Below are 22,989 nucleotides of genomic sequence, written 5' to 3' on the forward strand. Positions count from 1 at the left end.
GCTATTGACTCTGGAGTTAACTCCAATGTTATAATAATTAAAAAAATAAAATAAACAGGAGGTCAGGAATGACTAAAACATCAAAAATCATAACTTTATTACTTGCGAGCTTTGTATTGTTTTCTTGTGGTAATAAAGCAAACGCTCAAAACAATACAAGCAGAACGGAAGAAGCAAATATTATGACAGCGGATTATAAAGAAAATTCCGCGAACGCGATTAATATTGCCGCTAACGATAATAATAAAATTCTTGTCGTTTATTTTACTTGGAGCGGAAACTCAAGGACTTTGGCGGGATATGCGCGAGAAATAACGGGCGGCGATATATTTGAAATTGTTCCAGCTCAGCCATATCCGAGTCAATACCAAGCGACTGCCGAACGGGGTAGAAAAGAAGTAAATGATAATTATTTGCCAGCGATTAGAAACCAGATTAATAATCTATCTTCTTACGATACGATAATATTATGCTATCCAAATTGGTTTGGAACGATTCCGCAAATAGTGAAGGGATTTTTGCAGGATAACGATTTTTCTGGAAAAACTATCGCTCCAATATGCACGCATGAAGGTTCGAGGATGGGAAGAAGTTTAACCGATATAAGAGCTTTATGCCCTAATTCCACTATAACGGAAGGTTTGGATGTCAGAGGCGGAAGCGTTGGCGGCGCGAGAAATACGGTTAGAGATTGGATAAATAAAATTGGGATAAATAAATAAAATTATTTGTGGAGAAAAAATTACAATGAAGAATTTAAATAATTTAATTAAGAAAATTATTCCGTTTATTATTACGACATTTGCATTATCATGTTCTAATAATGTTTCAAACGATTTTCCATCTCCGCCTTTAGAAACTTCTTTAATTAAAAGCGGAACGGGACAAAAATTCAAAGGTTCGGAAGAATATTTTACGGGAGAAGTTGAAGGCGAATATTTAACAACTCCGAATAGCGCCTCACAATTTGGAGTAGGCTATGTAACTTTTCAAGCTGGAGCAAGAAGCGCTTGGCATACTCATCCAGCGGGACAGCATTTAATAGTGCTTGAAGGAATAGGGCTTACGCAGGAAGAAGGAAAACCGATACAAGAGTTGAGAGTGGGAGATGTTTTATACTGTCCGCCTAATGTAAAACATTGGCATGGAGCGTCTCCAAATTCCTATATGAAACATGCCACAATAACGGGAGTTTCAAACGGTTCGAGCGTGACTTGGATGAAAAAAGTGACGGACGAAGAATATAACAATAGATAAATTAAAAAATTAAATAAAAAAATTAAATAAAAAATAAAAATTACATATTGACTCTGGAGTTAGCTCCAATGTTATAATTAAACAATAAAAAATTAAAATAATGCCAGATATAAATCATGGCGAGGAGAAAAAAATGCTAAAACAAAAAAACATTTTCATTATTGCGATTGTTATATCCATATTTTTAATTTATGGATGCAATGGCAAAAACGACAGCCAAAATAACCAATACGAAGGAAAAATTATTTTGGACGAACAGGGAAGTTTCGCTTTCGGCGGAATAGTAACCGAAGCGGCGGGAGAGTTCAACGGATACGAATTATTTCCAAGCTCAGACGGACAAACTTATCATAGCGACCATGGATACGCTTTTTATCAAATTCCAATTAACGCGAGAAAATATCCAATCGTATTTTTGCATGGAGGCGGACAATCGGCAAGAAGTTTTGAAACCACTCCAGACGGCAGAGAAGGATTTCAAAATATATTTTTGAAAAAAGGTTTTAGCGTATATTTGGTTGACCAGCCAAGAAGAGGAAGAGCGGGAAGAGGTTCGGTTTCGGCTACTATTGATGCAGCGCCAAACGAACAATATTTATTTAATTGGTTCAGATTAGGATTTTATCCAGATGTTAATGAAGGAGTTCAATTCAAAATGGACGAAGAAACTTTGAATCAATATTATCGTCAGGCTACTCCGAATACGGGAGATTTTGACGAAGAGGTAATATCGGATGCGATGTCGGAACTCTTTAATAAAATAGGCGAAGGAATTTTACTCGCTCATTCGCAAGGAGGCGGACCAGCTTTCTTTACGGCTATAAAAAATGATAAAGTTAAATCTTTGGTTTTATACGAGCCAGGCGGTTGCACTTTGCCTTTTCCAGCGGGAGAGATGCCTTCTTCAAACGATATTACTATGCCAGCCTTTCTTCCTATTCAAGAAATAAGCGTGGAAGATTTTAATAAACTCGCTCAAATTCCAATAGTTCTTTATTTCGGAGATTTTATTCCAAACGAACATTCGGAAAATCCTTTTGCGGAAGAATGGAGATTAAGAATTGGATTAATGAAAATTTGGGAAGATACTTTAAGAAAACATGGCGGAGATGTGGAAATAGTTATGCTTCCAGATAAGGGAATATACGGCAATACGCATTTTCCATTTTCAGATTTGAATAATGTAGAAGTGGCAGATTTGCTTTATAAATATCTTGAAGAAAAAAAATTAAATTAAATTATTTTAGAATAAAAATTTAATTAAAAAATTACGGAGATATAAAAACTATGAATAAAATAAAATATTTAATAATTTCAATATTTGTCGTTTTGTTTATTTTTTCATGCGTAAAAAATTCTCAAAGTTCGTCAAATATGGTCGGAGAAAGAACAATGAAAGCAAACGAAAAATATAAAGAATTATTGGGGAGAGATTTTGCAGTTTCAAAAGAAGACGAAGATTTGCAAAATATATTCAATAATTTCGTTTACGGAGAGGTTTATAATCATGGAAATTTAGAACCGAAGTTAAGAGAGCTAATAACTTTAGTATCTCTTACGGCAAGTCAGGGAAATAGCATGATAGCGGAACATGTCGAAGCGGCTTTGAATGTCGGGGCGAATGCGATTGAAATAAAAGAGGCTTTGTATCAATGCGCTCCTTATGTTGGTTTTCCGAGAGTATTTGCCGCGTTGGAAGAAGCGAATAAAGTTTTTAAAAATAAAAATATAAAACTTCCTCTTCAGTCTCAATCTACCGTTTCGGAAGAGACGAGATTTGATAGAGGCTTGGAAATACAAACTAATACTTTCGGACGAGGCATATTGGACGCTTATATAAACGCTCCAGCAAATCAAAAACATATTCGCGAATATTTGTCTTCCATGTGTTTTGGAGATTTTTATACGAGAGAAGGTTTGGACATGAAAACGAGAGAGCTTTTGACTTTCATAATGATAATCTCTCTTGGCGGACAAGAATCTCAAGCCACTGGACATGCTACGGGCAATTTATCCGTTGGCAATAGCAAAGATACTCTTATAGAAGCGGTGACTCAATGCATTCCGTATATAGGCTATCCGAGAACTTTAAATGCCATAGCGATAATAAACAGAATCAATTAATTTTAAGGAGGCGATAAACAAAAATAATTGAAAAAAATAATTGAAAATAAAAAATCAAAATTTTAAAAAATTTAATACAAAGAAAAAATTAAAAAATGCCATATATAAGATTTGGCAAGGAGATAAAAATGAATAGTAGAAAAAATATAAAAATTTTAACTTTGATAATTATTCTAACGCTTTTTAATGCATGCGCTAAAAAAGAACAATCAATACAAACAGAAAAAAAGGAGAATACAATGAATATTGCAAATACAAGCGAAGAGGCAAGAAGAAATGCCTCAAAAAATCCATTCGGTTTGGTATATGAAGGAGCTATAACCGAAAACGAAAAAGGAAAAGTTAATATAATTCCCGTTTCCTATAATATAAGGGAAAATAAAATCGTGGCTAATATTTACATTCCCGCGAATTTTGATTCTAATCAAAAATATCCCGCTATAGTCGTAGCTCATCCAAACGGCGGAGTGAAAGAACAAGTTTCTGGACTTTACGCTCAAAGACTTGCCGAATTAGGATATATCCACGATAGCTTTTGACGCGGCATATCAAGGAGGAAGCGAAGGTTTGCCAAGAAATATAGACACTCCAGCAAATCGAGTGGAAGATATTAGAGCGGCAGCCAATTTTTTATCTACTTTTAATGGAGTGGATGTCGACAGATTGGGAGTTTTGGGAATTTGCGGAGGCGGAGGATATACCATTAAAGCCTCTCAAACGGATAAGAGACTTAAAGCGGTTGCCACTATAAGTATGTTTAACAGTGGGCTTGTTCGCAGAAACGGATTTTTAAATTCTCAAATCGACAGTATTCAAGCGAGATTAAAAGAAGCAAGCGATGCGAGACAAAAAGAAGTTTTAACAGGCGAAGTATCCTATACTGGTTCCGCTCCAACAAAATTGCCAGAAGAGGAACTTTCAAAAATTACTACAGATTTATATAGAGAGGGAGTAATATATTACGGAGATACGCATGCCCATCCTAATTCTACTTTCGTCTATACGACAAGTTCTTTACTCGATTTGATGGCATTTGACGCCTCAGACAATGTAGAACTTATAAATCAGCCGCTATTAATGATTGTGGGAGATAATGCCGATACAAAATATATGAGCGAAGAAGTTTTTGCAAAAGCGAGCGGAACTCAAAATAAAGAACTTTACGAGCTTAAAAATGCTACCCATATTCAAACTTATTTTAGAGCGGATTTGGTGGACGAAGTGGTAAAAAAGCTGGAAGAATTTTACAAAAACAATCTATAATAGGTTAAATAATATTGAATGCGCGATGTGTTAGAATAAATTTTTTTCATGGTTAAATCCTTTGATTTAGAGGTTGTTCCGTATGATTAATAATTCTGCGGGACAATCTTTATTTATAATTATAATTTGATAAAAACTTAAAAAATATACTTTGTAAATTATTTTTCGTATTTACGCAAATATTCAATGACTTTTTCTAAAAATTTTGGATTATCTTTAAATCTTCCAAGTCCCGTATTACAACTATCGCAAATCCATTCTCTGCCTTCTCCCGTTTCATGATTATGGTCTCTTACAAGATTTGCCGTAACTCCAACAATACTTCTTTTTTCGCATATAGGACATACAAAAATACTGCCTTTAGTCGGAGCTATTTTATCCATTCTCTTCTTTTCCGCATTTGAAAGTTTTACTCCGTCTATAGTCTTTCTACATTCTCTACAACTTGGGCGAGTAGTTTTTATTCCTTTGGCGTCGGTTTGATTTACCTCAAAATCATCAGTAGGTTTTAAAATATGGCAAATATTACATATTTTATTTTTATAACCTTTTCCCGTTTTATAAATATCTATAATTTCCAAATTTTCAATTTCTGTTTTTTTGAGTTCATTTTTTCCAATAAATAAAACCATAGCGGAATTTCCATTTAGAGCTTTAATAACGCCTACGGAATTTTTAACGATATTATCTATATCTTTATTTGCTATTACAAAATTATCTATGTCCATATTAAGTCCGATATTTTTTTAATCTATTTTTTGCTATTTCTATATATTCTTCGCTTATATCAACTCCAATAAAATTTCTATTGGACAAAAAAGCCATTTTGCAAGTCGTCCCAGAGCCGCACATTGGGTCAAATACTATATCCCCTTCGTTGCTCCATGATAAAATATGGTCAAGCGCAAGTTGTTCGGGATAAACGGCGGGATGTTGAAAAGCTTCTTTATCCTTTGTAGTTCCGCCTAAACCTACGGCATAATACCAAATATTGCTTTTTGTTTTCTCTTTTTTCAATTCTTTTAGAACTTTATTATTTTTAGCGTCCGCTCCTTTATTTGCAACAAGCATTTCCATACCGTTTCTTACGGTAGGTTCTTTAATCGGGTTAAAAGTTTTAGGTTTTCCTTTAGCAAATATAAACATATATTCATAACTATTTGTATAAGCGTTAGAACGCATAAACGGAGTATTTTTCTTTGCATATATCATAACATCATGAACATTAAAACCGATTTTTTGAAAATATAAAGCCTGTTTAAAACTCGTTAAACTTTTATTGCCGTTTTTAATTTTATCTCCTACAATCCAAACCACAATGCCGCCCTTTTTTATAATTCTGTAAAGCTCGGTCGCTATTTCCTTAAAATTAAAAGTATATCCGTTATAATTTCTTAAATTGTCATAAGGTGGAGAAGTGATTATTAAATCAACGCTATTATCTTCTATATTTTTTTGCATGAAATTAACGCATTCGTCCACATGAAAATTATTTAATATTAGCGATAGGTTTGAATTAGTCTCAAATTTAGTCTTTGTCTGCATAAAAATTATTATCCTTTTTTAAAATAATAATATAGCGTATATATTATTGCAAGTTTAAATTAGAATAAATTTTATCTGTAAATAATCGATATAATTTTTAATTATAATTAGTTATAAAACAAAAGTATTTGCCACAAATCTTTTAATATTTTAAAATCTAAATCAATAAATAATTAAAAGTTAAAAATAATTTCAAATTTTACTATTGACTCTGGAGTCGACTCAAATGTTATAATAATCAAAAAAAAATTAAAAAAATTATTCTTAAGGAGAAACAAAATGCAAAAAAGAAAAATTGGAAATTTAGAAGTTTCGGCAATCGGTATGGGCTGTATGGGTTTTTCACATGGATATGGAAAAACGCCGCCAAAAGAATACGCTATCGATTCCATACGCTCGGCTTATGATTTTGGCTGCGATTTCTTTGATACGGCGGAAGGCTACGGCAAGGAAATGTTTTATGCGGGGCATAATGAAGAAATCGTGGGCGAGGCTTTGCAAGGAATTCGTAAAAATGTATTACTTGCTACGAAATTTCATTTAAGCAATGAGGAAGGCAAAAAAAATTTGTATGAGACGATAAAGTCGCATTTGCTTGAATCTATGAAGAGACTTAAAACGGATTATGTCGATTTGTATTATTGGCATAGGATAAATGAAACTATAGCGTTGGAAGAAGTAGCGCAGGCGATAGCAAAGCTCATTAAAGACGGTTTGATTCGCGGCTGGGGATTATCGCAGGTTGGCGTGAAATATATCGACATAGCCCACAAAATCACGCCTTTAAGCGCGGTGCAAAATATTTATTCTATGATGGAGCGAGAATGCGAGAAAGAGGTTTTTCCATATTGTTTGCAAAATAATATTGCCGTTGTTCCGTTTTCGCCATTAGCGAGCGGATTTTTATCGGGCAAGGTAACTACAAGCACAAAATTTGAAGGCGATGATGTCCGTAAATTTGTCCCGCAGTTAAGTAAAGAAAATATCAACGCCAATCAGCCTTTATTGGAACTAATTACTCAATATGCTAATGAAAAAAATTCTACTCCAGCGCAAATCTCTCTTGCATGGATGTTGCATAAATATTCAAACTGCATTCCAATTCCCGGTTCTAAAAATAAGGAGAGGATTTTAGAAAACTTGGGAGCGTGGAATGTAGATTTAAGCGACAGCGAATTTAACGCTCTGCAAAATGCCATTGATAATATAACAATTCATGGACATAGAGGCATTGAGGAAACCCAGCAAAATGGATTTGGCAATAATTGGAAAAATGAAAATTTTAAAAAATATAAAGAGTAAAAATAAAAAAATTAAATTTTACTATTGACTCTGGAGTTAGCTCCAATGTTATAATTAAAATATTAAAAATTTAAAAATGCCTTATGGCGAAGGAGAAAAAAATGAACATATTAGTAGCATATTTCAGCGCAAGCGGAATAACAAAAGAAGTGGCGGAAAATATAGCCGAAGTTTCGGGAGCGAAATTATTTGAAATCGTCCCAAAAGTTCCTTACAGCAAAGCGGACTTGGATTGGACAAATGATAAAAGTCGTTCCACTATAGAATGCAAGGATAAAAAATGTCGTCCAGAAATCGCAAATACTATAGACATTTCGGAATTTGACGCGATTATTGTCGGCTTTCCTGTTTGGTGGTATAACGCTCCGAATATAATTTTTAGTTTTTTGGAAAGCTATGATTTTAGCGGAAAAATTATAGTTCCTTTTTGCACAAGCGGAGGAAGCGGACTCGACCCTGCTCCTCGTTATATGCAAAAATGCTGTCCTAAAGCGATATTTAAAACTGGCAAGAAATTTAATTTTGCGGAAAATAAAGCTAGCATAAAGAGATGGCTTGAAAGTTTGGGATTGGACAAATAAATAAAAAACAAAAAATACATATTGACTCTGGAGTTAACTCCAATGTTATAATAGTAATACAAAATAAAAAATAAATTAAAAATTTTTAAGGAGAAAATTATGACTATAGCGGAAGTAAGTAAAAAAGTTAATCTTTCGGCGGATACTTTAAGGTATTACGAAAGAATAGGATTGATTCCCGAAGTAAATAGAACGGAATCGGGAATAAGAGATTATACGGAAAAAGATTTGGGACTTGTGGAATTTGTAATATGTTTCAGAAATGCGGGCGTATCTATAGAAACTCTAATAGAATATATGAAGCTCTATAAGAAAGGAGATTCGACTATAGAAGCGAGAAAACAATTATTAATTTCGCAAAGAGAGGTAATTCAAAAAAGATTGGACGAAATTCAAAACACTTTTGAAAAATTAAATTTCAAAATCGATAATTACGAAAAGATTTTAATCAAAAGAGAAAAAGAATTATTAGGGATAAGTAAATAAAAAAATAAATAAACGGTATATTATATATGACTAAAACATTAAAAATCATAACTTTATTGCCCGCCACTTTTTTGTTGTTTTCTTGCGGAAATAAAGCCAATCCTCAAAACAATATGACGGCAAACTCTCCATTTTCAAATCAAACGGTAATCAAACAATATACCGTAAACTCGAAAATATCGGAGGTTATATCGGATTCGGATTTTGGCGATTATGGAAGGTTAATTTTTCCCGTAAATAGCGGATATTACAGCGGAGATACTTTGGGGAATTTAAGGCTTACTTGGTATAACAATATTAATCCTGCAAAAACTGTGGAGATTATAAATTACATGAAATATCATGCGGCTTCAGGCGATAAAATTTTCTTCGATATTTATACGGAAGAAGAAAAAGCGGCTAATCCGTCAAAAGCTAATACGGGATTATTTTTCTTTAAGGGAAAAGCTGGAGAAAAATTTGCTATTTGTAACGCTGGCGGAGGATTTGCTTATGTCGGAGCTATGCAAGACAGTTTTCCGCATGCTTTGGAATTATCCAAAATGGGTTATAACACTTTCGCTTTAATTTATCGTCCAAACTCGCAGACGGCTTGCGAAGATTTGGCAAGGGCAATAAGTTTTATTTTTAGTCATGCTGATGAACTTGAAATAGATACCAACGGCTATTCGTTATTGGGAGGTTCGGCTGGTGCAAGAATGGTTGCATGGCTTGGCTCTTATGGAACGGCTGCTTTTGGAGAAAAAGATTTGCCATCTCCAAGCGCGGTTATTATGCAATATACGGGACATACGGATTATACGAAAAACGACCCTCCGACTTATGCATGCGTAGGCGAAAACGACTGGATTGCAAATTGGCAGACAATGGAGAGAAGGCTTAAAAATATGAGCGCTATTGGAATTCCTACGGAGTTTCACAAATATCCAAATCTCGGGCATGGCTTCGGGCTTGGAATTGGAACTTCTGCGGAAGGCTGGATAAACGATGCGGTAGCTTTTTGGGAAAGGCAAATAAAATAATTAAAATCAAATTTTACTATTGACTCTGGAGTTAACTCCAATGGTATAATTAAACAATAAAATAAAAAATAAACAAAAGATAGGAGAAATTACATGAAAAGTGTAAAATTAAACAACGGCGTAGAAATGCCAAAATTGGGCTACGGCGTATTTCAAATCGAAGGCAAACAATGTGAGCAATGCGTTTTGGACGCTTTGGAAGTCGGCTATCGTTTAATCGACACGGCGCAAGCGTATTACAATGAGGAATTTGTCGGAAATGCAATAAAACAAAGTGGAATTGCGCGAAGCGAGATTTTTATCACTACGAAAGTTTGGGTAAGCGAACACAATTACGAAAAAGCAAAAAAGTCCATAGAAAAATCTATGGAAAAATTGCAAGTTGATTATGTGGATTTAGTTCTTATCCATCAGGCTTTGGGAGATTATTATTCGGCATATAGAGCGATGATTGATTTGTATAAAGAGGGCAAAATCAAGGCGATTGGAATTTCTAATTTTTCAAGCGAGAGAATGGCGGATTTGACGCAATTTAACGAGGTTGTCCCTGCGGTAAATCAAGTCGAAACGCATCCGTTTTTTCAGCAATACGAATTGAATTCTTGGATGAAAAAACTAAATATCCAGCATGAAGCTTGGGGACCGCTTGCTCAACATAGGATTAATGAAATAATAAATAATGATATTTTCAAAAAATGCGCGAAAAAATATAATAAAACAGAAACTCAAATTGCTTTAAGATGGCTTATGCAAAGAGATATTGTGGCAATTCCAAAAACGGCAAATAAAGAGCGAATGAAAGAAAATTTTGATATTTTTGATTTTTCGATTGATAAAGCCGAAATGGAACAAATTCGCACACTTGATGAAAATAAATCAATGTGGCTTGAATATAACGACCCAAATATTGTAGAAATGGCAATGAGTTAAAAATAAAAATTACATATTGACTCTGGAGTTAGCTCCAATGTTATAATAGTGATACAAAATAAAAAATAAATAAAAACAATGCCATTTGTGATAGGATGGCGAAGGAGAAATTACATGAAAAATGTAAAATTAAACAACGGCGTGGAAATGCCAATATTAGGTTTCGGAGTATTTCAAATACCCGATTATGACGAATGCAAGAGAGCGGTTTTGGACGCTTTAGAAGTCGGTTATAGATTAATCGACACAGCTTCCGCGTATTTCAATGAGAAAGCGGTTGGAGATGCCATAAAAGAAAGCGGAATAAACAGAAAAGAATTATTTATAACGACTAAATTATGGATTTCGCAATACGGATACGAAAAAACTAAAAAAAGTTTTGAGGAATCTATGGAAAAATTGCAATTGGATTATTTGGATTTGTATTTACTTCATCAGGCTTTCAACGATTATTACGGTTCTTGGAAAGCGATGGAAGAATTATATGAAGCTAAAAAAATTAGGGCGATTGGAGTTTGTAATTTCTATCCCGATAGATTGGTTGATTTTGCGGAAAATAATAAAATCAAACCTGCGGTAAATCAAATAGAAACGCATCCGTTCTTTCAAAGAGAATATGACAATAAAATAATGAAAGAATACGGAACTCAAATCGAATCTTGGGGACCATTTGCCGAAGGACGAGGCGATATGTTTACTAATCCGATTTTGTCGGAAATAGGGAAAAAATATAATAAATCTGTCGCTCAAGTTATTTTGCGTTGGCTAATCCAAAGAAATGTAGTCGTTATTCCAAAAAGCGTTCATAAAGAAAGAATGATTGAAAACTTTAATATTTTTGATTTTGAACTTTCCGAAGACGACATGAATAAAATAAAACCTATGGATACGGGAAAAAGTTTATTCTTTAGTCATAGCGATGTGGAAATTGTAAAATTTATGATAAGTCATAAACTATAATAAAACTACATATTGACTCTGGAGTTAACTCCAATGTTATAATAGTGATACAAAATAAAAAATTAAATAAAAACAATGCCATCTGTGATAGGATGGCGAAGGAGAAAAAAGTATGTTTAAAAAAACATTAATCATTGTTATTACGGTTTTCGCATTAATTGGCTGTAATAATAATCAAAACAACGAGCAAATTAATGCAAGTCAAAACGATGTGGTAAATCCTTTCACCACAAATGCAAACGGAAGGATTAATTCAAAGGGAATAGCCGCAGTTTCAACAAACATGAATTTTGCGACTATAGAGTTCACGAGGCATCCAGTAGGAGAAAACGATATTTTAATCGAAATCCTTTATGCTGGAATATGTCATAGCGACATACACAATATTAACGGAGATTGGGCAGTTCCAAGTTATCCTTTAGTTGTCGGACATGAAATTGCGGGAAGAGTGGTTCAAGTGGGAAGCGCTGTTACCAAATTTAAAGTCGGAGATTATGCGGGAGTCGGCTGTATGGTTAATTCCTGCGGAGAATGTGTAAACTGCCTCAATAATCAGGAACAATTTTGTTTGAATCAAGCGGTATTCACTTACGATTCTGTAGACAGATTTCATGATAACGAAATTACTCAAGGCGGATATTCGGACAATTTAGTCGTTTCGGAAAAATTCGCCATTTTAATTCCGTCAAACGCTCAAATTGAAAAAGTGGCTCCGCTTCTTTGTGCGGGAGTGACTACATATTCGCCTATTCAAGTAATGAAAATAAAGAATGGCGATAAAGTGGGAATCGCTGGTTTCGGAGGACTCGGACATATGGCTGTTCAATACGCCGTTAAACTCGGAGCGGAAGTTACGGTTTTCGATATAACGGAAGATAAGAGAGAGGGCGCTTCTAATATGGGCGCGGTTAAATATGTGAATGTCAATAATCCAAGCGATTTGCAAAATCTTGAAAATACTTTGGATTATGTGATAAGCACGATACCAGCGAGATACGATTTAAATATGTATCTGTCTATGCTAAAGAGAAACGGAGAGATGGCTGTTTTGGGACTCCCAGCCTTTAGTCAAATGCCTAGTATAAATGTCGGAGAGTTAGTAGTGGCAAACGGAAGCAGAAAAATATTCGGTTCTTTGATAGGCGGAATAAAAGAAACTCAAGATATGCTCGATTATTCCGTTGCGAACGATATTTATCCCGAAGTTGAGATTATTAACGCCGAACCTCGAGCTGTAGAAGAAGCTTATAGAAATGTGATAGGCGGAAAAGTAAAATTCCGATATGTCATAGATATGAAGACTTTAAATTAAGATAAAAGATTAAAATTTTTTCATTTTTAAATCCTTTGAATTAGAGATTGTCTTGCAATTCTGCAGGGCAATCTTTATTTATAATTATAATTTGATAAAAATTTAAAAAATATTTCGGTTGTTTTTTAGTCGGTTTGAATTTATAATAAAAAAATAATGAAAAATAAAATATAGAATTAATATGCAGGAATTTAAAACTTTAAAAATAGAAAATATTTACAATATAAACGATATTAATCATGCTTTGCCTTTGCTTAATTCTTCGGGCATAAACGCTTTTACCGATAAAACTAATATTATACTTAATTTTGATACGGTTGATATAAAATTACTTGAAACTATAAAATATAATCCGCTTATACAAAAAACTATTGAAGAATTATATAAAATTCGTTCTTTTTCAAGTTCAAACGGAAAAATAGTTTTTAAAAGTTTTAATAAAGAGAAGAAAGTAAAAAATAAAAAAGAAAATAGCAAAAAAAGATTGGCTTACGAATATTATAAAAAAGATTTTGAAAGCGCAAATAACGAAATTAATAAAAAATTTATAAATAAAATTCACTGCGCCGATTCTTTAGAGCTAATAAAAAAATTTCCCGACAATTGCATCGATATAGTATTGACATCTCCGCCTTATAATTTTGGTATAAACTACGAGAATACTAACGATGTTAATATTTGGGAAAATTATTTTGAGAAATTATTTGATATTTTTAAAGAATGCATAAGAGTTTTGAAAGATAGCGGAAGAATTATTATAAATGTTCAGCCTATGTTTTCGGATTATATTCCAACGCATCATTTAATAAGTAATTTTTTCTTAAAAGAAGGACTAATTTGGAAAGGCGAGATAATTTGGGAAAAGAATAATTATAATTGTAAATATTGCACTTGGGGAAGCTGGAAAAGTCCTTCTTCGCCGTATTTAAAATATTCTTGGGAATTTGTGGAAATATTTTGCAAAAATTCTTTGAAGAAAGAAGGAGATAAAAATAATATCGATATAGAAGCCGAAGAGTTTAAAAAATGGGTTTACGGAAAATGGAGCATAGCACCAGAAAGAAACATGAAAAAATATAAACATGACGCTATGTTTCCTGAAGAATTGGTTAAAAGACTTCTTAAATTATTTTCGTATAAAAATGATATTGTTCTTGACCCTTTTAACGGAGCGGGAACTACGACTAAAGTAGCTAAACAATTAAACAGAAAATTTATAGGAATAGATATATCGGAAGAATATTGTAAAACAGCGGAAAATAGAACAAACGAAATAAAAGATTTATTTGATTCAAAGGAATAATAAATATGAATTCCGTAAAAGATATTATACAAGATTATAATAGCGTAGTTAAAGTTATAGATAAAGACGCTTCCAAACAAAATAACAGAGCTTACGGAGGAATTATAAGAAGCGTTAAAGGAAAGTTGCAAGAACATATAACCGAAGAAATTATAAAAATAGCTTGGAATAATTTAAACGGCAGCCAAAATAGATTGGAAATAAATTCCGAAAAAATTAAACTTCCTATAAAAGAAAGTTATATAAAAAATATTAAAAATGAAGAAGTTAGAAAATATATAACAGAAAATAAAAAATATTATTATTACGGTTTGAGCGTTGATAAACATGTTTTTATAGACAATAAATTTGTTATCGGAATAGAATGCAAGGCATATACCGAAAACGCGATGATAAAAAGAATTTTAATAGATTTTCATTTGCTTAAAACTATTTTTCCAAATATATCATGTTATTTATTTCAATTAGAAAGTCAATTAGGCGGCGATTATTCGCAGTTGCCCGAAACTATATACGGTTCAAAATCAACGCATTCTATAATGAGCTATTTTGAAGATGTAGATTTAAATATAATAACTTTGTTAAAAGGCGAAAGAAATATTAATAAACCGATACATAAAAATTTTAAACCATTGGAAGAAAATATTTTAAATAATGTGATTAAATTAATGGAAAACGAATTAAGAAAATATTTATAAATTATACTTTTCAAGCATAATTAGTTATAAAACAAAAGTATTTTATTTATACCTTGATAAAAATAGCATATTCTATATAATTTTATTTTATAATTAAAATTTCAAGGAGAATTAATATTATGGCATTAAAATTTATAGCGGCATGCGGTTCGGGAATAGGTTCTTCATTAATGGTTTCTATGAATATTTCTAAAGTATTAAAAGAATTAAATATAGAAGCCGAAGTCGAACATTCCGATGTAACGAGCGCATTATTTAAGCAAGCGGATTATTATGTTTTAGGAAGAGATATAGCGGAATCTTCAGCCGTTAGTTCTTTGGATAAGGATAAAATAATATCGCTTAAAAATATATTAAGTTTGGACGAACTTAAAACAAAAATAAAAGAAAAACTTAATTTATAATATTCTGGAGGCAAACATGTTAAAATTTTTTGTAGATTTACTTAGTCAGGCTTCAATACTCGTGGCTTTATTCACGATGGTTGGGCTTATATTATTAAAGAAACCAGCCAATGAAATAATAGCGGGTTCTATGAAATCGTTAATAGGATTCATATTATTGGGAGCTGGAGCGAATGTTATAACTTCTTCTTTAGCTCCTTTCGGCAGTATGGTTGAAGCGGCTTTTAATGTTCAGGGAGTAGTTCCAAATAACGAGGCTATAGTATCTTTAGCATTGACTAAATACGGAACTCAAGTTTCTTTGGTTATGATATTGTCTATGGTATTTCATCTTATTATAGCAAGATTTACTCCTTTAAAATTTATATTCCTAACGGGGCATCATATATTTTATATGGGCGTTATGATTACTGTTATATTTGCAGTTGCGGGAGTTACGGGAATACAACTTGTTATACTCTCTTCGTTAGTTAACGCGTTAGCGATGAGTTTGTCGCCTATATTAACATATTGGGCTATGCCTAAAGTTATAGGAGATTCTTCAAGCAATGTGGCTCTTGGGCATTTTTCAAATGTTACTTACGGAATCTCGGCTCTTATAGGAAAACTAATAGGCGGGAAATCGTCTTCGGTTGAAGATTTAAAATTACCTAAAGGTTTGAGTTTTATGAGAGATAATATTTTGGCTATAGCTCTCACTATGTCAATAATATATATAGTTGTGGCAATAGCTGCTGGAGGCGAATATATAGAAAAGGAATTATCAAACGGACAAAACTTTTTAGTATTTTCTTTAATACAAGGAGTTACTTTTGCCGCTGGAGTTTCGGTAGTATTGCAAGGCGTTAGAATGATATTGGGAGAGATAATCCCAGCTTTCAAAGGCATATCGGAAAAACTTGTTCCCAACGCTATACCTTCTTTGGATTGTCCTGTAGTGTTTCCTTACGCTCCAAACGCGGTATTAATAGGTTTTATAATGAGTTTTATAGGCGGACTTGTAGGGCTTGCAATATTGGGTATTACGGGAGGAATATTAATAATTCCCGGCGTAGTGCCTCATTTCTTCTGCGGAGCTACGGCGGGAGTATTTGGAAATGCCACTGGAGGTAAAAGAGGCTGTTTTGTAGGAGCTTTTATAAACGGTATTCTTCTTACTTTCTTGCCTCTAATTCTTCTTCCTATACTTGGAGATTTAGGTTTCCAAAATACGACTTTTAGCGATGCCGACTTTATTGCCGTAGGCGGTATAATAGGATTTATATGTAATTTGATAAAATAATTAATTATAGCAAATGATAATCGAATGGTTTTTATAGCCGTTCGATTTTTTATTTTTAATTATAATTACTTTCATTAATTTTATCTATTATTTAAAGGCAGTTTGTCTATACTCTCAATTTCCCATTTGGCGGAATTTTCGTTTACCAATCTTATATAATAATAAGTCGGAGAATATGCCGTATTTCTTATTATAAAATATCCTCTGTTATTTCGTGAATTTTCGCCTATAATAAAATTTATTGTAGCCGAGTATTCGCCGTTTTCCGAAGAGATTAAATTTTTTATAGAATCGTTATTTTCGATTAAAATACTTTTTATGTTTTCGGTTAATTTTTCTTCTTTTGAATTTTTAAAATTTTTTTCTATCCAATCAATATTTTCTTTTAAAATTTCTTCTTTCATTTCTTCGTAAAAAATAAATAAATTTTCTTTTTTTATCGTATCCAAATCTTCAAAACATGAAATACAAAATATAGAAATTATTAAAACCAAAATAATTTTTTTCATTAATAAATATTCCTTTTATAATTATAATTTTAAATATTTAAAAAATTAATCGTAATAAGATTCCATTTATCGTTTAAATATATCGCCACAAACTCCATAGAATTTTTTGAGATTTCATTAAACGAAGGATATTCTATTTGCGCAACGCTTACATCTTGATATTTTCTGTATGTGACGCTTACATCGTAATATCCGCCTTCTTTTGGCAAATAATTACAAAGAGAATCTTCATTGTCCGAAAAAATTCTTTGATATAAAGCGCCTCTGCTTTTTATCGATTCTATTATTTCAATGGGAGAAAGTTCGTATATCACATTCATTTGATTTATTTTTTCAATTAAATCTTCGTCCAAATTCAAAATAAAATTTGAAGTAAATTCCAATGTGTCTCTATTTGCAGCCAATTTTGAAATATATTTTTCAAATTCATAAGTACCGAATTCTGAATTTGAATCATACTTTTTATCGCAGGAGTTTATAACAAAAAAAACGCTTAATAAAATTATAAATATTTTTTTCATTTTTGGTTTAATTCCTATATTTTTTTTCGTTGTTTTCTTCCATAATGTCGTCCAAAACAGAATATATATCCGTTATCGGTTCGTCAAATATGCTGGAAGGTTTCTTTTTTTCTTTTTCTATTTTTACGGATTTTACCGAAGCTTCTATATCGTCCAAAGTCGGAAGTTCATCCGCATTATCGTTATTTATATACGAATGAACTTTTTCGCCCGAAGGTTTATCGTTTTTTATTTCGTTTTTTTTAGACTTTTTTTTTAATCTTTTGTTTAATTTTATTCGTAATATTATTGCGGATATTTTTTCTTTTAACGATTTTTTGAATCTTATAAAATCTTTTTTTACCGAGAAAAATGTAAGTAAAAGTATCGCTATAAAACAAAGCCAAACAAACCATTCGCCAAATCTTGTATATATAGTTATTTTATTATTCAAAGCCACATTCGCTATCATATAATCGGGCTGCCAAAAAGGAATCGTAGATATAATTTTTCCCGAACTTGAAATATGCCCCGTTACTCCAGAATTTCCGTTATGAATCAAATCCCTTCTGTTTTCTATCGCTCTGAATACCGACATGTAAAAATGCTGAAGTAAAGATTCATCGCTGTAGGACCAGGCATCTTCCGTTATTACTGCCAAAGTTTCCGCTCCGTTATAAGCGAACTGTCTCACAAAATCTCCAAAAGCGCTTTCATAACAAATAAGTCCAGAAAAAGTATAGCCTCTCGGATGATTGAAAACCGTTATTTTTTTTCCTCTATTCCATTTGCTCGCTCCCGCTTTATCGAACTGCTGATACATAAAATTAATTATATTCTTAAACGGAAAAGTGTTTAAAAGAAATTCGTTATCTTGAAAAGGATAAGCTTCTCCGCCTGGAACAAGTTTTATTTTGGAATATTCGTCAAGCACTTCGCCTCTATAATCTATAAATTCCATTCCGTTATAATATTCGTAATTGTTGTAAGCGTTTTCGTTGGTATTTTCTTTTATTATCGGAGTTCCCAAAAGATGATAGGTTTGAGTTTCTCTTATCATGTCGTATAAAATAAAAGTGTTATAAATCGCGGGATATGTGGAGTTGGAAGCCAAACCGTATTGGTATAATTCTTTATTTCTATTAAAATAAAAACTATAAGAATCCATAGTAACCGATTCGGGATAAACTATTAAAGAAGGTTGCGATAATGCAGCGTCTTTCGCCAAATTAGCGACTCTCTTTACCGATATCGTTCCGTTTTGAGTAGTTCCATCTGGAATTTCCGCGCTTTTAAATTTATCCGATTTGAGTAAAAAATTCTCTGCAAAACCTTGAATGCCTCCAGAATTTCTTCGATAAGGTTCTCCCGTATAAATTTCTCTCCAATAATTATTCGGGTCGAAAGATTTTTGTATCAAAGCGATTTTTGTTTTATTCGCTCTTAATCTTCTCGATTCTTCCAAATTCAATTTTGCAATTCCGTAAATTAAAATAACCGCGAAAGAAGAAACTAATATTATCGCGGGCAAATAATTTTTTCTATCTTTTTTAATATCGATTTTGTCGGCATATAAAAGAATATAATGACTTATCACGGCGTTTGTGAAATAAATAAAAAAACTTATTCCCAAAAGTCCGATTGTGTCGGCTATCTGAATGAAAGGCAAAAAATTCCATTGCGAATATCCTACTATTCCCCAAGGAAAACCTATAAATCCTACATGTCTCATATATTCCATGAAAGTAAATATTACGGGAATCGCTATGAATCTGAATTGCGGAAGTCGTTTCGATATAAAACCGCTTAACAACATCGCGGGCAGATAAAACAAAAGAACTAGTAAAAATAAAATCGTAAATAAAGCTAAAAACGCTATCGAGGCTTCCGTTTCTTTCAACATGAACGCCGATACCCACATGAGCAGATAACCGAAAAATACGAGTATAAATATTGCCGCTGATATTATATAATATCTGATTTTATTCGCTTTATAAATAATTATATTTAAAGGCGCTAACGCTATAAACGACATTGGAAAAATATTGAGCGGCGGAAACGCGGGAATAAGCAATAACGCGCTCAATGCGGATAATATGATTATACCCAAAATATACGAATTATTTTTAGACACTTCTAAATTCCTAAATTATTTTATTATTATATTGTATAGATTATAGATTATTTAAGATAAAAATGCAAAATGTTTTTAAAGAATTTTTATAATAATTATTTGCCTTCTCTGTTTTTCAAAACCCGCATCAATTCTTCCACAAGAATTTTATCTCTAAAAGCTATATGTTCCAAAAGCCAGTCTTTAAGATATTTTACAAGTTTATTTGCTATAAAAGGCTGTCCTTCCTGATAATTTTTTATCTGATTTATAACCTCGTTGTAAAATTCTCTATGCATAGCCCTGTGATTTTCAGCATCCGAATAATTTATAATATCCATTATTTTTTCTTCCGTTTTGAAATGATATTGAGTATATTCTATGCATCTTTTTGCAGCGTTAATAAAAGCCTCGTTTTTATTAGCTTTATGGTCGATAGTCGAAAAATAAAGGTCGTTTATTATATTTACAAGTTCTCTATGCTGTTCGTCTATAATTTTATGTTTGGTATCGTATAGAGGATTCCATTTTATAAAAACATTATCTTCGCGACTTTCGTTTTCAATAGTCAAAGTATCCGTATTTTTATTATCCGTCATAATATACTCCTTAATTAAATTTGTGAATTTAGCAAATTCTCTATTTATAAGATAATAAAAAATTTAATATCGTCAATTATAAAATATATCTGCTAATGTCTCTGTTTTCTTCTATATCTTTCATAGCTTCTTTTATATTATTGGATTTAATTTTTATGGATTCTCCCTTATGTTCGTCTGCCGTAAATGAAATATCTTCAAAAACTTTTTCCATTATCGTATATAGTCTTCTCGCTCCTATGTTTTCAATATTCGTATTTATATTATAAGCCAAATCGGCGATGCAATCCAAAGCGTCTTCTTCAAATTCTATCGAAACTCCTTCCGTTTTCAATAATTCCTGATATTGTTTCGTTATCGCGTTTTTAGGATTAACCAAAATATCTTTGAAATCTTCTTTTGATAAAGCTTTTAATTCCACTCTTATTGGAAATCTTCCCTGAAGTTCGGGAATCAAATCGGAAGGTTTATTCGTGTGAAAAGCTCCAGCGGCGATAAATAAAATATGGTCCGTTTTCACGGGTCCGTATTTCGTATTTACCGTAGTTCCTTCGACTATCGGAAGCAAATCTCTTTGAACTCCATGCCTTGCCACATCCCCATGGTCGCTCTTATTTCCGCTCGCGATTTTGTCTATTTCGTCCAAAAATATTATTCCCATGTTTTCCGTCAAACTCAAAGCGTCCGATGTTACTTTTTCCATATCTATAAGAGTTTCCGAAGCCTCGCTTATCAAATATTTTTTCGCTTCTTTCACTCTCAATCTTTTATTTTTTTTGCTTGCGGGAATTATGCTTCCAACCATCGACTGAATCATGTCGCTTTCTTCAAATCCCATTCCTGGAATTATTCCGAACATTCTATTTTGATTTCCGCTAACTTTTATTTCAACATAACTTTCGTCAAAATCTCCGTTGGCAATTCTCATTTTCATCTGCTCTTTAGCGTTTTTCTTTTTTTCTGCTTCGTTTTCGGTTAAATAATCTTCTTCTTTTCTTGAGGAATTTATGGACGGCAAAAGAAGTTTGACTAATTTATCTAAAGCAATATCTGTAGCTTCTTTTTCTACATCTTTCATCATTGCAGTTTTCAAATCGAATATTGCGGCATTAACCAAATCTCGAACCATACTTTCCACATCGCGTCCGACATAGCCGACTTCCGTATATTTTGTCGCTTCCACTTTAATAAACGGCGCTTTTACAAGTTTTGCGAGTCTTCTTGCAATTTCCGTTTTTCCCACTCCCGTTGGTCCGATTAATATTATATTTTTAGGAGCAACCTCGTCTTTTAATTCTTCGGGCAAATGCCTTCTTCTGTATCGGTTTCTCAAAGCTATTGCAACCGACCTTTTCGCTTCGGTTTGTCCTATTATATATTGGTCTAAAGCCTCAACAATTTTTCTTGGCGTAAGTTCGCTTTCCAATTTTGCATCGAATGACATTACTCTATAACCTCCAAAGAAATATTACTGTTAGTGTATATGCATATATTAGAAGCTATTTCCAGCGATTTTTTAGCTATAATATCGGCAGGCAAATCGGTATTTTCCGTAAGCGCTATAGCCGCCGCCTTTGCATACTGTCCTCCGCTTCCAATGGCGAGTATATTATTATCGCTTTCTATAACATCTCCGTTTCCAGATAGTAAAAGCATTCTCTCTTTGCTTGCGACTATTATTAAAGCCTGAAGATTTCTAAGCATTTTATCCGTTCTCCATTCTCTTGCAAGCTCAACCGCCGCTCTCGTCAAATCGCCCGAATATTCTTCGAGTCTTTTTTCAAATTTTTCAAATAAAGTAAAAGCGTCCGCAGTCGAACCCGCAAATCCCGATACTACTTTTCCTCCGTATAATCTTCTCAATTTAACGGCGTTTGGTTTCATAACGGTTTCTCCAAGCGTAACTTGTCCGTCTCCAGCTATTGCCGTAATTCCGTTTCTACTCACGGCGCAAATAGTAGTGCCTTTAAACATACATTAACCTCTATTATTAATAAAAAATTTATTCAAAAATAATTCGTATATTGTATTATATATTTCAATAAATTTCAATAAATGAAATTATATTTAAAATAATTTATAATTTTAATTTTTACAAATATCGACAAACATAGAAAATATATTTTGCATTTTTTCGTCTTTTTCAGTCATACATTCAGGATGCCATTGAACGCCCAATATAAATCTGTCTTTCCTCTTATATTCTATCGATTCTATAATTCCATCGTTAGCCGTAGATGTGATTTTAAAATCTTTGGAAAGTTTATCAATAGCCTGATGATGAAAACTATTTACTTCGGCGCTTATCCCAAAAATATCGGAGATTATAGAATCTTTTTTTATTTTAATTTTATGAGTCGCCACATCTCTCGGAGCGGTTTGAGAATGAAGTATTTTCGTATTTTTTTGAGAATTAATATCCTGTATCAAAGTTCCTCCGAAAAAAACATTAATAAGTTGTATTCCTCTGCAAATTCCAAATATTGGTTTATTTTTTTCAAAAGCATGTTTCATAATCAAAAAATCAAAATCGTCTCTCTCTTTTGAAATTTCGCCTATTTTAGGATTTGGCTCTTCGTTAAACTTAAAAGGATGAATATCGACTCCGCCCGTCATTATAACGCCGTCAACATTTTCAATCATTTTTTTTATTATATTTTCGTCTTCGCATATCGGCATTATAAAAGGAACTCCTCCCGCCCGAACTACAGAATCAACATAAGTTCGATTGACGAAAGATTTTACAACAGAACCTTCTTCAAAAATACTTCCAGATATTCCTATAATATTCATTTATTA

At 32.6% G+C, this 22,989-nt stretch carries 26 protein-coding genes; 17 read left to right on the forward strand and 9 right to left on the reverse strand.

What is annotated here, in order from left to right:
- The first annotated feature begins 68 nt into the window (after positions 1-68).
- The 6 genes from ACR0QS_RS02285 (at position 69) to ACR0QS_RS02310 (ending at position 4,644) form a co-directional block, all read left to right on the forward strand.
- The gene (locus ACR0QS_RS02285; RefSeq protein ID WP_432631830.1) at positions 69-722 is read left to right on the forward strand and encodes a flavodoxin; all 654 of its coding nucleotides are present in this window, start codon (positions 69-71) and stop codon (positions 720-722) included.
- Between the two features lie 25 nt (positions 723-747).
- Entirely contained in the window at positions 748-1,257 is a 510-nt protein-coding gene (locus tag ACR0QS_RS02290) for a (R)-mandelonitrile lyase (protein WP_432631831.1), read from the forward strand.
- Between the two features lie 133 nt (positions 1,258-1,390).
- Positions 1,391-2,494 (forward strand): alpha/beta hydrolase, encoded by a 1,104-nt coding sequence (locus ACR0QS_RS02295; protein WP_432631832.1) that lies wholly within the window; start codon positions 1,391-1,393, stop codon positions 2,492-2,494.
- Between the two features lie 50 nt (positions 2,495-2,544).
- On the forward strand, positions 2,545-3,381 hold the full coding sequence (locus tag ACR0QS_RS02300) for a carboxymuconolactone decarboxylase family protein (RefSeq protein ID WP_432631833.1): 837 nt from the start codon (positions 2,545-2,547) through the stop codon (positions 3,379-3,381).
- Positions 3,382-3,509: 128 nt separating this feature from the next.
- Entirely contained in the window at positions 3,510-3,920 is a 411-nt protein-coding gene (locus ACR0QS_RS02305) for an alpha/beta hydrolase (protein ID WP_432631834.1), read from the forward strand.
- Between the two features lie 28 nt (positions 3,921-3,948).
- On the forward strand, positions 3,949-4,644 hold the full coding sequence (locus ACR0QS_RS02310) for an alpha/beta hydrolase (protein ID WP_432631835.1): 696 nt from the start codon (positions 3,949-3,951) through the stop codon (positions 4,642-4,644).
- Positions 4,645-4,802: 158 nt separating this feature from the next.
- Here ACR0QS_RS02310 and ACR0QS_RS02315 read toward each other — a convergent pair whose 3' ends face one another.
- Positions 4,803-5,372, reverse strand: coding sequence for an Hpy99I family type II restriction endonuclease (locus tag ACR0QS_RS02315; RefSeq protein WP_432631836.1), 570 nt, complete (start codon positions 5,370-5,372; stop codon positions 4,803-4,805).
- Position 5,373: 1 nt separating this feature from the next.
- A complete protein-coding gene (locus ACR0QS_RS02320) occupies positions 5,374-6,189 on the reverse strand; it encodes a DNA-methyltransferase (RefSeq protein ID WP_432631837.1) in 816 nt (271 codons plus the stop codon).
- Positions 6,190-6,468: 279 nt separating this feature from the next.
- On the opposite strand from ACR0QS_RS02320, the gene ACR0QS_RS02325 reads away from it, so the two are divergent.
- The 11 genes from ACR0QS_RS02325 to ACR0QS_RS02375 all read left to right on the forward strand — a co-directional run bounded on the left by ACR0QS_RS02325 (position 6,469) and on the right by ACR0QS_RS02375 (position 16,469).
- Positions 6,469-7,491, forward strand: a complete 1,023-nt coding sequence (locus ACR0QS_RS02325; RefSeq protein ID WP_432631838.1) for an aldo/keto reductase — start codon at positions 6,469-6,471, stop codon at positions 7,489-7,491.
- 101 nt (positions 7,492-7,592) lie between these two features.
- Complete coding sequence (locus ACR0QS_RS02330) at positions 7,593-8,072, forward strand: flavodoxin (RefSeq protein WP_432631839.1); 480 nt, start codon at positions 7,593-7,595, stop codon at positions 8,070-8,072.
- A gap of 99 nt (positions 8,073-8,171) precedes the next feature.
- Positions 8,172-8,558 (forward strand): MerR family transcriptional regulator, encoded by a 387-nt coding sequence (locus ACR0QS_RS02335; RefSeq protein ID WP_432631840.1) that lies wholly within the window; start codon positions 8,172-8,174, stop codon positions 8,556-8,558.
- Positions 8,559-8,584: 26 nt separating this feature from the next.
- A complete protein-coding gene (locus ACR0QS_RS02340; protein WP_432631841.1) occupies positions 8,585-9,580 on the forward strand; it encodes an alpha/beta hydrolase in 996 nt (331 codons plus the stop codon).
- A 93-nt stretch (positions 9,581-9,673) separates the two neighbouring features.
- Positions 9,674-10,510 carry an aldo/keto reductase gene (locus ACR0QS_RS02345; RefSeq protein ID WP_432631842.1) on the forward strand — a complete coding sequence of 279 codons (837 nt, stop codon included), beginning with the start codon at positions 9,674-9,676 and terminating at the stop codon, positions 10,508-10,510.
- A gap of 114 nt (positions 10,511-10,624) precedes the next feature.
- A complete protein-coding gene (locus tag ACR0QS_RS02350; protein ID WP_432631843.1) occupies positions 10,625-11,470 on the forward strand; it encodes an aldo/keto reductase in 846 nt (281 codons plus the stop codon).
- A gap of 112 nt (positions 11,471-11,582) precedes the next feature.
- Positions 11,583-12,782 (forward strand): NAD(P)-dependent alcohol dehydrogenase, encoded by a 1,200-nt coding sequence (locus tag ACR0QS_RS02355; protein ID WP_432631844.1) that lies wholly within the window; start codon positions 11,583-11,585, stop codon positions 12,780-12,782.
- A 181-nt stretch (positions 12,783-12,963) separates the two neighbouring features.
- On the forward strand, positions 12,964-14,085 hold the full coding sequence (locus ACR0QS_RS02360; protein WP_432631845.1) for a DNA-methyltransferase: 1,122 nt from the start codon (positions 12,964-12,966) through the stop codon (positions 14,083-14,085).
- 5 nt (positions 14,086-14,090) lie between these two features.
- Positions 14,091-14,783 (forward strand): hypothetical protein, encoded by a 693-nt coding sequence (locus ACR0QS_RS02365; RefSeq protein WP_432631846.1) that lies wholly within the window; start codon positions 14,091-14,093, stop codon positions 14,781-14,783.
- 119 nt (positions 14,784-14,902) lie between these two features.
- Positions 14,903-15,187, forward strand: a complete 285-nt coding sequence (locus ACR0QS_RS02370; RefSeq protein ID WP_137998566.1) for a PTS sugar transporter subunit IIB — start codon at positions 14,903-14,905, stop codon at positions 15,185-15,187.
- Between the two features lie 16 nt (positions 15,188-15,203).
- Positions 15,204-16,469 (forward strand): PTS ascorbate transporter subunit IIC, encoded by a 1,266-nt coding sequence (locus ACR0QS_RS02375; RefSeq protein ID WP_432631847.1) that lies wholly within the window; start codon positions 15,204-15,206, stop codon positions 16,467-16,469.
- A gap of 80 nt (positions 16,470-16,549) precedes the next feature.
- Here ACR0QS_RS02375 and ACR0QS_RS02380 read toward each other — a convergent pair whose 3' ends face one another.
- The 7 genes from ACR0QS_RS02380 to ACR0QS_RS02410 form a co-directional block, all read right to left on the reverse strand.
- Positions 16,550-16,978, reverse strand: a complete 429-nt coding sequence (locus tag ACR0QS_RS02380; RefSeq protein ID WP_432631848.1) for a hypothetical protein — start codon at positions 16,976-16,978, stop codon at positions 16,550-16,552.
- Positions 16,979-17,007: 29 nt separating this feature from the next.
- A complete protein-coding gene (locus tag ACR0QS_RS02385; protein ID WP_432631849.1) occupies positions 17,008-17,499 on the reverse strand; it encodes a hypothetical protein in 492 nt (163 codons plus the stop codon).
- A 7-nt stretch (positions 17,500-17,506) separates the two neighbouring features.
- Entirely contained in the window at positions 17,507-19,612 is a 2,106-nt protein-coding gene (gene lnt / locus ACR0QS_RS02390) for an apolipoprotein N-acyltransferase (protein ID WP_432631850.1), read from the reverse strand.
- A gap of 95 nt (positions 19,613-19,707) precedes the next feature.
- Positions 19,708-20,190 carry a bacteriohemerythrin gene (locus ACR0QS_RS02395; protein ID WP_432631851.1) on the reverse strand — a complete coding sequence of 161 codons (483 nt, stop codon included), beginning with the start codon at positions 20,188-20,190 and terminating at the stop codon, positions 19,708-19,710.
- Positions 20,191-20,266: 76 nt separating this feature from the next.
- Entirely contained in the window at positions 20,267-21,634 is a 1,368-nt protein-coding gene (hslU, locus tag ACR0QS_RS02400) for an ATP-dependent protease ATPase subunit HslU (protein WP_432631852.1), read from the reverse strand.
- Positions 21,634-22,164 carry an ATP-dependent protease subunit HslV gene (gene hslV / locus ACR0QS_RS02405; RefSeq protein ID WP_432631853.1) on the reverse strand — a complete coding sequence of 177 codons (531 nt, stop codon included), beginning with the start codon at positions 22,162-22,164 and terminating at the stop codon, positions 21,634-21,636. The genes hslU and hslV overlap by 1 nt, the downstream gene beginning before the upstream one ends.
- Positions 22,165-22,275: 111 nt before the next feature.
- Positions 22,276-22,983: a gamma-glutamyl-gamma-aminobutyrate hydrolase family protein gene (locus ACR0QS_RS02410; protein WP_432631854.1), complete on the reverse strand. Its 708-nt coding sequence runs from the start codon at positions 22,981-22,983 to the stop codon at positions 22,276-22,278.
- Between the last annotated feature and the right edge of the window lie 6 nt (positions 22,984-22,989).

The organism is Brachyspira sp. (genome assembly GCF_050873525.1).
Taxonomy (GTDB): Bacteria; Spirochaetota; Brachyspiria; order Brachyspirales; family Brachyspiraceae; genus Brachyspira.

Coding starts and splice junctions, on each gene's coding strand:
- ACR0QS_RS02285 (WP_432631830.1), top strand. CDS start 69: ATGACTAAAACATCAAAAATCATAACTTTATTACTTGCGAGCTTTGTA.
- ACR0QS_RS02290 (WP_432631831.1), top strand. CDS start 748: ATGAAGAATTTAAATAATTTAATTAAGAAAATTATTCCGTTTATTATT.
- ACR0QS_RS02295 (WP_432631832.1), top strand. CDS start 1,391: ATGCTAAAACAAAAAAACATTTTCATTATTGCGATTGTTATATCCATA.
- ACR0QS_RS02300 (WP_432631833.1), top strand. CDS start 2,545: ATGAATAAAATAAAATATTTAATAATTTCAATATTTGTCGTTTTGTTT.
- ACR0QS_RS02305 (WP_432631834.1), top strand. CDS start 3,510: ATGAATAGTAGAAAAAATATAAAAATTTTAACTTTGATAATTATTCTA.
- ACR0QS_RS02315 (WP_432631836.1), bottom strand. CDS start 5,372: ATGGACATAGATAATTTTGTAATAGCAAATAAAGATATAGATAATATC.
- ACR0QS_RS02320 (WP_432631837.1), bottom strand. CDS start 6,189: ATGCAGACAAAGACTAAATTTGAGACTAATTCAAACCTATCGCTAATA.
- ACR0QS_RS02325 (WP_432631838.1), top strand. CDS start 6,469: ATGCAAAAAAGAAAAATTGGAAATTTAGAAGTTTCGGCAATCGGTATG.
- ACR0QS_RS02330 (WP_432631839.1), top strand. CDS start 7,593: ATGAACATATTAGTAGCATATTTCAGCGCAAGCGGAATAACAAAAGAA.
- ACR0QS_RS02335 (WP_432631840.1), top strand. CDS start 8,172: ATGACTATAGCGGAAGTAAGTAAAAAAGTTAATCTTTCGGCGGATACT.
- ACR0QS_RS02340 (WP_432631841.1), top strand. CDS start 8,585: ATGACTAAAACATTAAAAATCATAACTTTATTGCCCGCCACTTTTTTG.
- ACR0QS_RS02345 (WP_432631842.1), top strand. CDS start 9,674: ATGAAAAGTGTAAAATTAAACAACGGCGTAGAAATGCCAAAATTGGGC.
- ACR0QS_RS02350 (WP_432631843.1), top strand. CDS start 10,625: ATGAAAAATGTAAAATTAAACAACGGCGTGGAAATGCCAATATTAGGT.
- ACR0QS_RS02355 (WP_432631844.1), top strand. CDS start 11,583: ATGTTTAAAAAAACATTAATCATTGTTATTACGGTTTTCGCATTAATT.
- ACR0QS_RS02360 (WP_432631845.1), top strand. CDS start 12,964: ATGCAGGAATTTAAAACTTTAAAAATAGAAAATATTTACAATATAAAC.
- ACR0QS_RS02365 (WP_432631846.1), top strand. CDS start 14,091: ATGAATTCCGTAAAAGATATTATACAAGATTATAATAGCGTAGTTAAA.
- ACR0QS_RS02370 (WP_137998566.1), top strand. CDS start 14,903: ATGGCATTAAAATTTATAGCGGCATGCGGTTCGGGAATAGGTTCTTCA.
- ACR0QS_RS02375 (WP_432631847.1), top strand. CDS start 15,204: ATGTTAAAATTTTTTGTAGATTTACTTAGTCAGGCTTCAATACTCGTG.
- ACR0QS_RS02380 (WP_432631848.1), bottom strand. CDS start 16,978: ATGAAAAAAATTATTTTGGTTTTAATAATTTCTATATTTTGTATTTCA.
- ACR0QS_RS02385 (WP_432631849.1), bottom strand. CDS start 17,499: ATGAAAAAAATATTTATAATTTTATTAAGCGTTTTTTTTGTTATAAAC.
- ACR0QS_RS02395 (WP_432631851.1), bottom strand. CDS start 20,190: ATGACGGATAATAAAAATACGGATACTTTGACTATTGAAAACGAAAGT.
- hslU (WP_432631852.1), bottom strand. CDS start 21,634: ATGTCATTCGATGCAAAATTGGAAAGCGAACTTACGCCAAGAAAAATT.
- hslV (WP_432631853.1), bottom strand. CDS start 22,164: ATGTTTAAAGGCACTACTATTTGCGCCGTGAGTAGAAACGGAATTACG.
- ACR0QS_RS02410 (WP_432631854.1), bottom strand. CDS start 22,983: ATGAATATTATAGGAATATCTGGAAGTATTTTTGAAGAAGGTTCTGTT.